Annotated in this window: 10 protein-coding genes; 4 read left to right on the forward strand and 6 right to left on the reverse strand. The window is 38.2% G+C overall.

Annotated elements, in window-relative coordinates; translation table 11 throughout:
* Positions 1–40: 40 nt before the first annotated feature.
* From EGI26_RS04775 to EGI26_RS04800, 6 genes are all read right to left on the reverse strand, one after another.
* A complete protein-coding gene (locus tag EGI26_RS04775; protein WP_255076740.1) occupies positions 41–643 on the reverse strand; it encodes an REP-associated tyrosine transposase in 603 nt (200 codons plus the stop codon).
* Between the two features lie 102 nt (positions 644–745).
* Positions 746–2,035 (reverse strand): M20/M25/M40 family metallo-hydrolase, encoded by a 1,290-nt coding sequence (locus EGI26_RS04780; protein WP_255076741.1) that lies wholly within the window; start codon positions 2,033–2,035, stop codon positions 746–748.
* Entirely contained in the window at positions 2,032–2,883 is an 852-nt protein-coding gene (locus EGI26_RS04785; RefSeq protein WP_255076742.1) for a S1 RNA-binding domain-containing protein, read from the reverse strand. Before EGI26_RS04785 ends, EGI26_RS04780 begins: the two co-directional genes overlap by 4 nt.
* 73 nt (positions 2,884–2,956) lie before the next feature.
* Positions 2,957–3,700, reverse strand: coding sequence for a sulfite exporter TauE/SafE family protein (locus EGI26_RS04790; RefSeq protein WP_255076743.1), 744 nt, complete (start codon positions 3,698–3,700; stop codon positions 2,957–2,959).
* A 64-nt stretch (positions 3,701–3,764) separates the two neighbouring features.
* Positions 3,765–6,407 carry a sodium-translocating pyrophosphatase gene (locus EGI26_RS04795; protein ID WP_255076744.1) on the reverse strand — a complete coding sequence of 881 codons (2,643 nt, stop codon included), beginning with the start codon at positions 6,405–6,407 and terminating at the stop codon, positions 3,765–3,767.
* 152 nt (positions 6,408–6,559) lie between these two features.
* Positions 6,560–9,394 (reverse strand): S8 family serine peptidase, encoded by a 2,835-nt coding sequence (locus EGI26_RS04800; RefSeq protein ID WP_255076745.1) that lies wholly within the window; start codon positions 9,392–9,394, stop codon positions 6,560–6,562.
* A gap of 26 nt (positions 9,395–9,420) precedes the next feature.
* Here EGI26_RS04800 and EGI26_RS04805 point away from each other — a divergent pair, with 26 nt between their 5' ends.
* From EGI26_RS04805 to EGI26_RS04820, 4 genes are all read left to right on the forward strand, one after another.
* Positions 9,421–11,901: a PIG-L family deacetylase gene (locus EGI26_RS04805; RefSeq protein ID WP_255076746.1), complete on the forward strand. Its 2,481-nt coding sequence runs from the start codon at positions 9,421–9,423 to the stop codon at positions 11,899–11,901.
* Positions 11,902–12,864, forward strand: coding sequence for a VWA domain-containing protein (locus EGI26_RS04810; protein ID WP_255076747.1), 963 nt, complete (start codon positions 11,902–11,904; stop codon positions 12,862–12,864).
* A gap of 96 nt (positions 12,865–12,960) precedes the next feature.
* Positions 12,961–13,506: a hypothetical protein gene (locus EGI26_RS04815; RefSeq protein ID WP_255076748.1), complete on the forward strand. Its 546-nt coding sequence runs from the start codon at positions 12,961–12,963 to the stop codon at positions 13,504–13,506.
* A gap of 75 nt (positions 13,507–13,581) precedes the next feature.
* Positions 13,582–14,523 carry a phosphoribosylaminoimidazolesuccinocarboxamide synthase gene (locus EGI26_RS04820; RefSeq protein ID WP_255076749.1) on the forward strand — a complete coding sequence of 314 codons (942 nt, stop codon included), beginning with the start codon at positions 13,582–13,584 and terminating at the stop codon, positions 14,521–14,523.
* Positions 14,524–14,525 lie beyond the last annotated feature (2 nt).

Consider the following 14,525-nt stretch of genomic DNA (forward strand, 5'->3'; position numbering starts at 1 on the left):
GTGTATTTCGGTCTTTGACCGAAGTGAAACATTATGCATTTTACCACTCATTAATTTCAATAATACTATTTTGTTTTGTAAAATCAATTATTGGAACAGAAGCAATGCAAACATCAATAATTCCTTCCTTTCTAACATAATTTGATGCACTTGAATAAACGTAATCAGAAGCTTTAGTTACAATTCCAGACCTAACCGGGTTCATATGAATATAATTAAGCTTTGTCCAGAAGAACTTCTCAGAAAATATTTCTTCAGGATGGTTACCATATTCCCAAAATTGATACTTGCTATTTCTGCTTTGACTTTTTGCAGCAAATTCAAATCGTTTCAACATCCAATCTGACCTACTCTCCGGACCAATTGAAATTGTCTCAAGTATTTTTTTTGCTGTAAATACCTTAAAATCCCTAACTAAATCTGACAAATTCCCAGTTTCTGCTTGAAAAATTACATGAATATGGTTACTCATAATTACATATCCGTGCAGAATTAATCCTTTTTGTTTTTGACAATATTTCAAACTTTCAGTTACTATATCACGATAAATCTTCCTCGTAAAAATATCTACCCAATCTACAACAGTAAATGTCATAAAATGTGGTTTACTTTGATTACGTATTTGATATCCTCCTTTCTCCATATTCTCTTATTCAGATATTTTTTTCTGCGGCTACAAGCCGCGATTCACACGTACGAAGGAAATATCCTTCGCACAGCTTTGCAATGCACAGCTTTAGAACCATCATTTCAAAAGCCTATAAATCAACAAAGTACTTCTTTTAATTAATTTCGGATATTCTTTGATGTTCATCGTTTCGGTGGGTGTGTGTGCACCTGAGCCTGAAGCACCGAGGCCATCGAGACAATCCACATAATCTGCCACATAACTAATATCTCCTGCACCTCTTGAGCCTGGGTCGCCTTCTTTTACGGCTCCCATGCCGAGGTCGATACTTACTTGGCTGAGCACTTTCATGATATTTCTGTTGCCTTCGGTTGGAGGCATAGAGGGTATGCCGTCTTTAAATCTGATTTGAGCAGAAGTTTGATTCAGGTTTCTTTTTACGATCTCCTGCATTTTTTGTCTAGCGACAATCTTCTGATTTTCAGTTAGAAATCTTAAATCTCCTGTCACTATAGTGCGTTTGGCTATGATATTGGTTTTGCCCAAAGAAATGCCTTTAGCTTCGGTTTCGTCATAGTTCACAAACGAACCTCCCACTATCTGACCAGGATTGAAGGTCAAATATTTTTCCTTACTCAAAGTTTCCCTGAATTCATTCAAAATACGCGAAGCTTCATAAATAGAGCCATAACCTGCACCTTCACTGAAAATCCCTGAGGAATGGGCTTGTTTGCCAGTTACGATGAGCGTCCAGCCGCTTGCTCCTCTCCTAGCCGTGGTGGCTATACCAAAGCCAGCGGTGGTTTCATAACCCAAGGCTACATCGCAAGCTTTGGCTCTTTCTATAAAGTCAGCCCTGGATATCGAAGTCGGTTTTCCGGACTCTTCTTCATCTCCAGTAAAATATACGGTTATATGCCTATCTTCCAGCAAATTGAGTTGATGTAAAGCCTTCAAAGAAGCCAAAATCATCACATCTCCACCTTTCATATCGTTTACGCCTTGACCAGAGGCCGTGGAATCATTCACAATCGTAAAAGGCGAAAACTCCATAGATTTCTCGAAAACAGTGTCTAAATGACCAATTAAGAATAGTTTTTTGCCTTTATTGCCTTTCCTTGTGGCCACAAAATGGCCTGCTCTGTTCATGGAGTCTGGCAAAGAAATCCATTCGGTTTGAAAGCCAATCTTATCAAATTCCCTTTTGAATATTTCCCCAACTTGCCTTACGCCTTCTTTGTTGAGCGTTCCTGAATTGATATTGACAACTTCTTCCAATAATTTGAAGGTTTCAGCATAATTGGCCTCTACCAATTTTATCAGGTCAGCTTCGGTTTTATCTATTTTTTGAGAAAAACCAATAAAACAAAAATTCGAAAGAATGATTAAGAGTACAAACCTTTTCATTTGTCAGAAGATGTTTGATTTAAGACTATAGAATCGTCTTTGATTAATATTTTTTTGTCTTTATAAAGCACGCCAATGGCCTTTTTGAAGGCTTTTTTACTCATTTCTAAAACTTCTTGTATCTCGATGGGGTCAGAACTGTCACTCAAATTCAAGGTACCGCCCGATTGTTGAAGTTTGTCCAAAATAGCTTTTTGATTGGGTTCTAAAGTCTTCAAGAAACCTAGCGGTTGTAGCGAAATATCAATCTTTCCTTCGTCTCTAATCAACTTCACGTAGCCTTTGGTAGTATCGCCCCAAGCCAATCTACGGAATGTTTCGTTTTCATAAACCAAACCTTTGTAGAGATTATTTACCACCACATTATGCCCCAATTCGGTCTTTTCAAAAACCAGTAAATCTACTTCTTGGCCTTCATCCAAATCTACACCATCCAGATTTTTGAAATATTTATGCACTTTGGCAGAAGCCACCACGCGGTCGGTTTGCTCATCGAGATATAAATAAACAGGCACATACTGCCCTTTTTGTAGCTTATGATTTTGCTCTTTAAATGGCACAAAAAGGTCTTTTTCCAAGCCCCAGTCAAGGAAAGCACCAAACTGTGTTGCTGCCACCACTTCAAGAATAGCGAACTGATTTAGAAGAATTGAAGGCTTCAAAGTAGTTGCGATAAGCCTATCTTCTGAGTCTCTGTAAATAAAGACTTCGATGCTTTCGCCAATCTGGGCATTTTCAGGAATGTATTTATGTGGTAAAAGCACATCGTTGCCTTCATCATCGCCCAAATACATGCCCACGCTTGTACCCCTTAATATCTGTAATGTATTGTATTTTCCTACTTCCATATTTTTTGTATTCGATGCTAAATTACAAAAAAAAGAGGATAGAGACTTTATGATTGCTCAATTTGCAGTCAAACTATTTGAATAATATCAGCAAAGCTCCTAAAAATGTTATTGCCATTACGAGCTTTCTGAAATGGGCATCGTTGACCTTACCCACAAGTTTTAAGCCTATATAAAAGCCAATCATCAATGCAGGCAAAACGATGAGATCGAGCAGTAGAGTTTGTGTAGTGATGTTGTTCCAGAAAATAATTTGGAAAGGTAATTTGAAAAAATTTATAACCAAAAATATCCAGGCAGCTGTACCAATAAAGGTGTTTTTGTCCAATTTTAAAGCCAAAAAGTAAATGTTTGATATAGCTCCAGCCAAATTGCCCATCATGGTTACAAAGCCCGCCAAAAGGCCCATTCCGGTACTGAACCATAGCTTGGAAGGGAAACTTGTATTCTTTGATCTTTCGGAATAAACCATTATGACTACCGTCAAAACGATAATGACGGATATCACTCTTTTAAAAAGTTGCTCATCGATTCCTTTTCCAAACCAAACACCACATAAAACACCTATAATCATGGCTGGAATGAGTTTCCAGAAATATTTCCATTCCACATGTCTTTTGTAAATTATTACAGCCAAGATGTCAGCAAAACATAAAAGTGGCAAAATAACTCCTGTAGAAGCTTTACCACCAAAAACAACGGCCATCAAAAGCACATTGAGTACATCCAAACCTTTTATACCAGCTTTAGAGAAACCGATAATAAAGGCGGCTAAGACCATAAAAACCCATTGTAGAATAGAGAAATCTAGGTTCATAATTAAGGGTTAAAAAAATAGCCACTCAAAATTGAGCGGCTATTTTTTTTATTTTCTTCGAAAATTATTTTTTTCTAACCGAAACCGCAATTCTACGGTTTTGAGCTCTTCCTTCTTCTGTGTCGTTAGATGCTGCAGGATGTTGGTCTCCATATCCTTCAGATTCCAATCTTGTTGCATCAGTACCCAAAGCAACCAAAGCTGCTTTCACTGCTGCTGCTCTTTTCGATGACAACTCCAAATTAGACGCTGCCGCACCTACATTGTCTGTATATCCACCCAATTTGATGGTTACAGCTGGAAATGCTTTCAAGATTTCAGAAATGTTATTTACTTCTGAAAGTGAAGTTGAATCCAATTTATCGCTACCTGTTTCGAAATTCAAGTTTACAAAATTGAACCAGTTTTCTTTTCCAGCCGACGAGTCTGGGCTTTCGACAAACTTAATCAATTGGTCTTCTATTCCTCCTTGTGCAAAAGAAAGATTAACACCAGTTGATAGTTCTTTTGACAAAGTTTCTGCTGCAACAACCTCAGTTGCTGTCTCGCTAACCACAGCAGTACTTTTTTGAACAGCTATATAAGGAGCAATAACCAAAGAAACGATTGACATCAATTTGATCAAAATGTTCATTGAAGGTCCAGAAGTATCTTTGAAAGGATCACCCACTGTATCACCAGTAACTGCGGCTTTGTGCGGCTCAGAACCTTTCTTGTATGTTTTTCCGTCTATCAATACGCCTTTCTCAAAAGATTTTTTAGCATTGTCCCAAGCTCCACCAGCGTTTGATTGGAAAATTCCCATCAAAACACCTGAAACCGTAACACCAGCCAATAAACCTCCAAGAATCTCAGCAGAGCTTGTAGTTTCGAAAACTCCTTTAAATCCAAAACCAACTAAAACTGGCACCAAAAGAGCGATGGCTCCTGGCAATATCATTTGTTTGATAGAAGCTTTTGTTGAAATCTCCACACATTTTTCATATTCTGGCTGAGCTTTGTACTCCATTATACCTGGAATTTCTCTGAACTGACGACGAACTTCGTTCACCATTTCCATAGCAGCTTTACCAACAGCAGAAATGCATAATGCACTGAAAATAAATGGAATCATACCACCCACAAACAAACCTGCCAACACTGGAGCTTTATAAATATCGATAGCTGAAATACCCGAAATACCAACAAAAGCAGCGAACAAAGCCAAAGAAGTAAGAGCTGCTGAAGCAATCGCAAATCCTTTACCAGTAGCAGCTGTAGTGTTACCTACGGCATCCAAATTATCCGTTCTTTCACGAACTTCAGGAGGCAATTGAGACATTTCAGCAATACCGCCAGCATTATCAGCAATTGGACCGAAAGCATCTATAGCCAACTGCATAGCCGTAGTGGCCATCATACCTGCCGCAGCTATAGACACACCATAAATACCTGCAAATGCATAAGAGAAAATGATACCCGCAGCCAAAACCAAAATAGGTAATACTGTAGATTCCATACCTACTGCCAGACCACCGATGATGTTTGTAGCGTGGCCTGTTCCTGATTTTTCGATAATCGAATTAACAGGTCTTTTGCCCATGGCTGTATAATATTCTGTGATGATAGACATCAAAGTACCTACTACCAAACCTACAACAATGGCATAAAATACGTCCATTGAAGTGAACTCAAATCCTCTAAGATTAAGCGTTTCTGGCAAAATTTCTTTCACTAAGAAATAAGAAGCTATCAAAGTAATAACGATTGACATCCAGTTTCCTAGGTTCAAAGCATTTTGTACCGAGTCTGTTTCGTTTTTAACTCTTACAAAAAATGTACTTACCATTGAAGCCAACAAACCTACGCCAGCAATAAGCATCGGCAACAATACCGGTGAGAAACCACCATAATTGTCAGTAACGCTAATTTCTTGTCCCAAAACCATCGTAGCTAAAATAGTAGCCACATAAGAACCGAATAAGTCAGCTCCCATACCTGCTACGTCACCCACGTTATCGCCCACGTTGTCGGCAATTGTTGCTGGGTTTCTAACGTCATCCTCTGGAATTCCTGCTTCCACTTTACCTACCAAGTCAGCACCTACGTCAGCAGCTTTGGTATAAATACCACCACCAACACGAGCAAACAATGCGATAGACTCAGCACCCAAAGAGAAACCAGCCAACACTTCGATAGCTTGTCTCATGCCTTCAGAAGTTAATCCTTGGCCTTGAGCGAAAATATTATAAAATGCGATGAACAAGCCTCCTAAACCTAAAATAGCCAAACCTGCAACGCCCATTCCCATAACGGCACCGCCTGTGAATGACACATTAAGAGCTTTAGCCAATGAAGTACGAGCCGCGTGAGCAGTTCTAACGTTGGCTTTTGTGGCTACTTTCATACCTACATATCCTGCAAAAGCCGAAAAAATAGCTCCTATCAAAAATGCTACAGCAATTATTGGAGAAGAATGTATTGGATTTTCTGGAGTGCCTTTGTCCATACCCAACCAAGCCAATACAATGGCCGTAGGAATAGCAAACATGGCTAATACTCTCCATTCGGCTTTTAAGAAAGCGATGGCACCATCTGCAATGTAACCAGACAATCTCTGCATGTTTTCGTCTCCAGCTTCTTGGCGAGATACCCAACTGAACTTCCAAGCTGTGTACAACAATCCAATGACCCCGAATAATGGAACCAAATAAACAATTGAATTCATATAATAACGGTTTAAATTAAGAATTTTAAATAAAAAAATCTGGCAAATTTAAGACGAGATAGACACACCAAACAAGTAAAACACAATTAAATCTAAAAAAATAAAAATTTAAGCCAATTATTTGACCCTCAGAAAGAGAACGTACGAAGAGTTTAGAAGCAATTGCCAATCTGAGCCTTGAAAATATTTCCTTTTTCTGCAACAAAACCGGGGCTTAAAATGATACTTTCTGAAGCCCGATAAATGACATTGGAAACAGGCTGAATTTTCTGAACTGAAATTAAATCTTTGGCAAAAATATTTTGGTTGGAATTTGCCATAATTACGCCATCCACATATTTATCTTCAGTGGCACGTAAGAAACTGAAATTGGTGGGCGGAGGAACAGGACAATTCCAGTTTTGGTAGCAAACCGCTGTTATATTCAGGTTTGATTTCAAATTTTGGACTATAATTCCTGCATTTATTTCACCTGTACTCCACAAAACTGGACCAGAACAACCCATGGCTATTAAAACATAATCAACAGAATCACAAATACTTACAGGAGAAACATGGGGAGCATTAGTCGAAATCTGATAAGAAAACGCTTGATTATTGTCGTTTTGTCCCGTTACAGAATATTGATTTTGAGTGTTTTTTGAAAACTGAATATTGGTAGAATTCGCGATTTCCTCGGCTTGTGGAACGGTTATGGAAACATTCTCAAAAGGAAAACCATAAATTTCAGGCGTACTTTTTACAAAAATCTCAGTCTTTTTCCTCGGTGAAGGACACAGACCCGTACATTGAGATTGAGCATAATAATAATTTGAACCTAGTGGCAAATTATGTCTAACCAATTCTTCAGAATTTGAAAGAAGGTTTCCACCTATACTGGCATCCCACCAAGTAGTGGTTTTCACTGCCAAATGAGCATCCGTATACACTTTTATTCCAAAACCAGACACACACAGGGGATCTAAAAGAGAATTATCAATGGGCAATAATTTCCAAATACCATTTGGAAATTCGCCTACAAGAGTTGAAAATGCTGTTTGAGGGGAGAAATTGCCAGAAACTGGAGTAATACCTACAATTGGAGCATTGTTTTTAAAAACCATAGTCACCAAACCACTGCTTGTAGTTCCTCGTGCATAAGTTCCCTCCCCTATTAAATCAAAAAGCTGTCCTGAAGGCGATAACAACTTAAAACCCAGTTCTTCATTAAAAGGTACACTACCGCCATCGGCAGTTGCACAGGATGTTGCCCCTCCACCGTCTTTTTTGTGCCAAGCTATGGTCACTTCTAAAGAATCGATAAGTCCTACGGCATCGGTCAAATCCACAGAAATATCAGAACCCGACTGCTCAAAACCATCAAAGCCAACTGTAGGACCAGTGTATATTTTTTGGTAAAAATCCGGAAAATCACATGCCGAAGCAGATGCCAAGAGGGTATCGAGTTTTCCTGAGCAATAACTATCTTCGATACTATTAACAGATGGGCTCGCTGCCTGAATAACATTATAAACGAGTGGCTTGGACTCAATAGTTTTCACACAAAAACCTTTGCTTACCGTTAAAGTGTAATTACCGTCTTGAAATGCCGTAAAACTATTATCCATATCGGGCAAAACCACTCCGTTGCGTTTCCAAACATACTCAACACCAGCCACTAAGGAAGTGGAAATGATAGCACTGTCCCCTACACAAAAATATCTACTTGGTGATACACTCAAATTTATACTTGCTAAATTTTCATTCAAACATGCCACAGCATTCAACAAATTGACTCTTCCCGAGCCCAACTGACCGGTAAAACTAGGATTAACCGCTGAAATATCATCAGCGGTCGATTTCAAAACACTTTCTAACTCAGCCATCGTAAGTGTCGGAAAACAAGACCATATATAAGCCAAACATGATGAAACCAAAGGTGTTGCCATAGATGTTCCACTAAAAGAAGCATAGGCACCAAATGGAATTGTGCTCAAAATACCTCTTCCGGGAGCCGAAATATCGACTGTTCTACCATAGGAACTGAACGAACTTCGGGCATCGCTAATATCTAAACTTGCCACCGAAATCACATGATTATAGGCAGCAGGATAGCTGAGTTCGTCGTTATTATCATTACCAGCAGCCGCTACCACCACCACACCATTGTTATAGGCATAGTTGATAACATCCTGCTCCGCTTGTGAAAACCCCGGCCCACCCCAAGACAAACTCACTATTTTAGCTCCATTATCTACAGCCCAAACGATACCCTCAAAACCGTAATATATACTGTTGGCACTCCCATTATCTGGTGTGGCCTTTATTGGCATTATTTTCACTTTATTGTTGCCTGCCGAGGCTATTCCAAGAGCGTTATTTGTAACTGCTGAAACAATGCCCGCCACATGTGTTCCATGAGAAAAAGTGGCATTTGGTGGATTTGGGTCGGTATCAGGTGTCGATGACATATCTTTACCTGCCACCATGTTGGCTGCCAAGTCAGGGTGGTTGGTCTGAATGGCGTTATCCACAACAGCCACCACTACAGGACTTCCACCAGGATTTACATCCCAGGCTTGATCTGCTTTTATTTTTGCAAGTGACCATTGCGAGCCAAAGTCAGTGTCGTTAGGAGTTGAGATAATTTTGCGAACTGGCACTTTCTCCACATATACGTAATAACCATCAAGTTTAAGTTGGTCGATTATATCGTCTATCTTGTCGGAATCTTTGAGTTTTAGTCTTATGATATTGTTTAAATCCTTATTTTTGAGGTTTGAAAACGGTTTTTCTACTTTACTTATATTAGATTCTGCTACGGTGTTCGAAAGAAAAGGCGTCTCAGTAGCTACATTTAATGTTTTGGTCGTAGATTTTATCTTTTTCCCAAATTGTGGTTTTACTTTAATATAAATTTCTCCCTCTGAGAACTCCGTGAGTTTTTTTTGAGAAAAACCATTAACATAAAACAACATCGTAAAAATTAACCCTATCCAATATTTCATTCTAACATAATTACTATTACAAATTTATGAAAAAATTATGTCTCCTTGGTCTTCTTTTTTATTGTACGGGCATATTGAATGCACAGCCCAAGGCACAGTCAAGTAGTGAAATCTACCAAAATATTCAAAAACTGAATACAGTTGGAAACGCCATGTATGTGGCAGCTCACCCTGACGATGAAAATACTTTGTTGATTGCATGGCTTTCAAAAGAGAAAAAAGTTAGAACAGCTTACATGGCTATGACCAGAGGTGACGGTGGACAAAACCTAATAGGCTCAGAGCAAGGAGAATATGTAGGATTACTAAGAACGCATGAGTTATTAGAAGCCAGAAAAATAGACGGTGGAGAGCAATATTTCTCCAGAGCGGTCGATTTTGGTTTCTCAAAACAAACAGACGAGGCCTTGTCAACTTGGGGAAAAGACAAGATATTGGAAGATTTGGTGTACCAAATCCGAAAATTTCAGCCTGACGTAATCATAAATCGATTTCCTCCCGATGCAAGAGCAGGCCACGGCCATCATTCAGCATCTGCGGTACTCTCTTCAGAGGCATTTGACGCTGCAGCTGACCCCGCCAAATTTCCAGAGCAATTAAAAACCCTAAAAGTTTGGCAAGCAAAACGTTTGGTTTGGAACACTTTCAACAGGGGTTTTACAAATGCCGAACCTACAGATGGGCCATTTATTAAGCTACCGTTGGCAGACTACAGTGCTCTGTTGGGAAAATCCTATTCCGAAATAGCCGCAGAAGCTCGCAGCAAGCACCGCAGCCAAGGATTTGGATCTGCTCCGACTAGAAACGAACGTTATGATTTTGCGATAAACATCAAAGGAGAACCCGCAAAAGAAGACTTATTTGACGGCATAGACATGACCTGGAGAAGAATTCAAGGTGGAGAACCCATCGGAAAAGCACTTGATGAAATTCTCTCTCAATTTGATTTTAAAAGCCCATCTAAAAGTGTAAAAAGCTTGATAGAGGTGTATAAAGCCATAGAAAAGACACCTGAGTCTATTTACAAAACCAATAAATTATCTGAATGTCTAAATTTAATTTTAGCCTGCTCAGGAATATATTGTGAGGCCAATGCTGCTACCAGCATGATTTCTCCTGGACAAACCTTAAAAGTATTTGCCACAGCTGTGAATCGCTCCAACTTGGACGTTAAAATTGAGAATTTTAAAATCTATGGAGCGGCCTCAAAAGATAGCGTTTTGGCCAAATCATTGACTTACAATAAAAGCTTGGATTTTGCTGTTGATACAAAAATCCCTGCCAATGCAGCCATTACACAACCTTATTGGCTAAACGAAAAACCAGAAAAAGGAATCTATAAAGTTCAAGAAGAAAAGTTCAGAGGATTACCCATGGCTCCAGATGCTCTTTGGGCTGAGTTTAGCTTAAACATATTAGGAGAATCTTTAAAATACACCCATCCTATTAAATACAAATACACCGAACCATCACTTGGTGAAATTTATAAGTATCTAGAAATTAGACCAGAAATCATGTTAAATCTTGACCAGAAGGTATATATTTTTGCAGACAACAAACCAAAAAAGATTAGCGTGATGGTTAAAAGCAATGTAGCAAACTTGACCACGAAAGTAAGACTCAATTTGGCCGCGGGATGGAACTACGAACCAAAGGAAATAGAAGTAAGTTTCACTGAAAAAAATCAAGAAAAGCCAGTCTTTTTTACAGTTACGCCGCCTAATAACAGCTCTGAAACTGAGATAAAGGCTTTGGCAAGTACTGCTAATGGCACTTTTTCTAAATCTTTGAAAAATGTCAAGTATGAACATATTCCTGAACTCAATGTTTTTCCAGAAGCTACTGCAAAAGCCAACCGGATAAACCTATTGAAAAAAGGTCAAAACATAGCCTACATAGCTGGGGCGGGCGATGAAGTACCTGAATCTCTCAAACAAATTGGATATGATTTAACCAATCTAAACGAAACCACCATCAAAGGAAATCTTGCAAAATATGATGCGATAATAGTGGGCGTAAGAGCATATAATACAGAAGATTGGTTGGTAAATGCACAAAATACTTTGTTTGAATACGTTAAAAATGGTGGAAATCTCATTGTACAATACCAAACGCAGGCGTTTTATGGAACCGTGAAAACCAAAGAATTGGGGCCATTCCCTATTTCAATAGGTAGAGGTAGGGTGACTGAAGAAAACGCAGAAATGAAAGTTTTAAGAGCGAATGACCCTATTTTGAACACTCCGAACAAAATAGACTCGAAAGACTACGACGGTTGGATTCAGGAAAGAGGACTTTATTTTGCCGAAAAATGGTCAGACAAATACACAAGCGTTTACTGCATAAAAGACTCGGGTGAAACCGAACAAGAAGGCTCCTTATTATATACCAAATACGGCAAAGGAACGTATATTTTTACAGGTCTTTCGTTCTTTAGACAGCTTCCTGCCGGAGTACCAGGTGCTTTCAGATTGATGGCCAATTTGATATCATTCAACAAAAAATAGATGAATTGGAGTAGAGAATTCTCTCAAACCGAGGTTTTTTTTCTGGTAATTTTTATCCTGATTTATATTATTTATTTCGGTAGGGTGTTCTATATCTCCAAAAAACTTAAAACCTCGGCTGCTTCCTCTTCGTTAAAATTCATTATTCGCAGTATCTATTTGGGTCTTATGAGTTTGGCTTTATTAGGCCCAAATTTTGGTGTTACAGAGCTAGAGGCTCGTTCATCTAGCAAAGATATTTATCTAGCCTTTGATCTTTCACTTTCTATGAACGCCAACGATGTAGAGCCCTCTAGATTGGACAAAATAAAGAGTGAAATAACGAACTTAGTAGACCAGTTTAGCACCGACAAATTTGGCATAATGGTTTTTAACTCAGGAGCTCAAGTTTACACGCCGCTGACTTTTGACCATGCTAATCTCAAGAACAATATTGCTTCTCTCAAAACTACACTTTTACCAAAGGGTTCAACAGATTTCAATGCTATTTTTGACTTATTGATTGAGAAATTTGGTTTAAACTCAAAAAAAGAAAGCCAATCAAAGGTGGGAATCATCATCACTGACGGAGAAAACTTTGAAAACATTGACAATCAAAATTTTAACCTGATAAAGAAAAACAACATAAATTTGTTTATAATTGGTGTTGGCTCACAAATGGGGGGTAAAATTCCGACCTTGAATGGTTTCAAAAAAGACCAAAATGACCAAGAAGTAGTAAGTATTTTGGATATAAATCAAATAAACGAAATATCAAAACAAACTGGTGGACAGTACTTTATTGTAAATAACCAACGAAACCAAATCAATGACTTGATAGAAAAGCTGAATCAGGTTAAAAACAGTTCTGATACCATTAACCAACAGACGGTTACGTATAACAAATACATGTATTTTTTGCTTATTGCATTGATTTTCATCATATTAGATTTTTTATTAACCGTAAATGTGCTGAAGCTCTAAATGTATCAATTCATTTATCATATCATCTACTTCCTAATAAATCCTCAATTTTTCACAAATATTGAGCAAAAAAACACTTTCAAAACCGAATTTAACTTGGCTTTTCGAAAAGGAGATTTTAAAAAATCCATTGCTGTTTTTGAAGATATAGAAAAAGTAAATAGGCTAATAGAGCCCGAGCTTCGACTTGACGCCGCACATGCTTATTTTGTTACAAACGATACCCTAAATGCCCGGATAAATTACGAACACACGCAAGATTTACCCAATGCACTTCAGGCTTCACAGTCTTGTAACCAACTAGGTGTATTGGCAATTATCCGTGGCGACAGCACCGCTGGGCTCAAATACTTCAAAAAAGCAATTGAAAAAAATATAGATTTGGAGCAGGCAAGATACAATTATGAGCTAATCAGTAAACTTTACAAACCAAAAGGTTCTCCGCCACCAGAACAACAACAAAACAAACAAAATCAGGAAATTTTAGCTTCTGACAAGAAAGAACAGGATCTCGACGAATATACATCTAAGAAAATTTCTAAAGAAAAAGCACTTCAACTACTAGAAGATCTGAAAAACTCAGAAGTTAAAATTCTGCTCTCTAAAAAAAATAGTAAGCAAAATTTAGAAAAAGATTGGTAATAAACCCGAAATTTGTAATTCAAATAGTGGCGAAGGCATTTTACGAAGTATAACAAGGGAAATTTTAGACAAAAAATGAACAGCATTAAGGAAACCAATTACAATTTTAAGAATCAAAAAGCTTTTTATCGTGGCAAGGTAAGAGACGTCTATACCATTGGCAATCACGTACTTATGATAGCCTCTGACAGAATATCGGCTTTCGATGTGGTTTTGCCTAGACCAATTCCTTACAAAGGACAGGTTTTGAATCAAATAGCCGCAAAAAATCTCGAAGCCACTCGCGAAATTGTACCCAATTGGTTAATTACCACGCCTGACCCCAATGCTTCGTTTGGTCTAAAATGCGAGACTTTTCCTGTTGAAATGGTCGTTAGAGGGTATTTGGCCGGACACGCCTGGAGAGAATACAAGTCAGGAAAAAGAACGATTTGTGCTGTTTCACTTCCTGAAGGCTTGAAAGAAAACGACAAACTACCCAGCCCAATTATTACGCCTACCACCAAAGCCCATGAAGGGCACGACGAAGATATTTCTAGAGAAAACATCATAGCTCTTGGCTTGGTAGAACAAGATAAATATACAGCTTTAGAAAAATACGCTTTGGCTCTTTTTGCAAAAGGAACCGAAATGGCTCTTCAAAATGGACTAATTTTGGTAGATACCAAATACGAATTTGGAGAAAAAGACGGCACTATCTACTTGATAGACGAAATTCATACGCCTGATTCATCAAGATTTTTCTATAATGCCAATTATCAAGAAAATCAAGACAACAACCTTCCTCAAAAGCAATTGTCGAAGGAATTTGTAAGAGAATGGCTGATTGCGAATAATTTTCAGGGCAAAGATGGACAGACGATTCCTGAAATGACAGACGAAAAAATTGAAGAGATCTCGAATCGTTACATTGAATTGTACGAAAAAGTTACTGGCGAGAAATTTGTAAAGGATTTGACAGAAGATATCATTCAACGTGTTGAAAACAACGTTAATAGTTTCTTAAAAAAGATATAATA

Origin of the sequence: Lacihabitans sp. CCS-44 (assembly GCF_024343735.1) — a bacterium.
In the GTDB taxonomy this organism is placed as follows: Bacteria; Bacteroidota; Bacteroidia; order Cytophagales; family Spirosomataceae; genus Leadbetterella.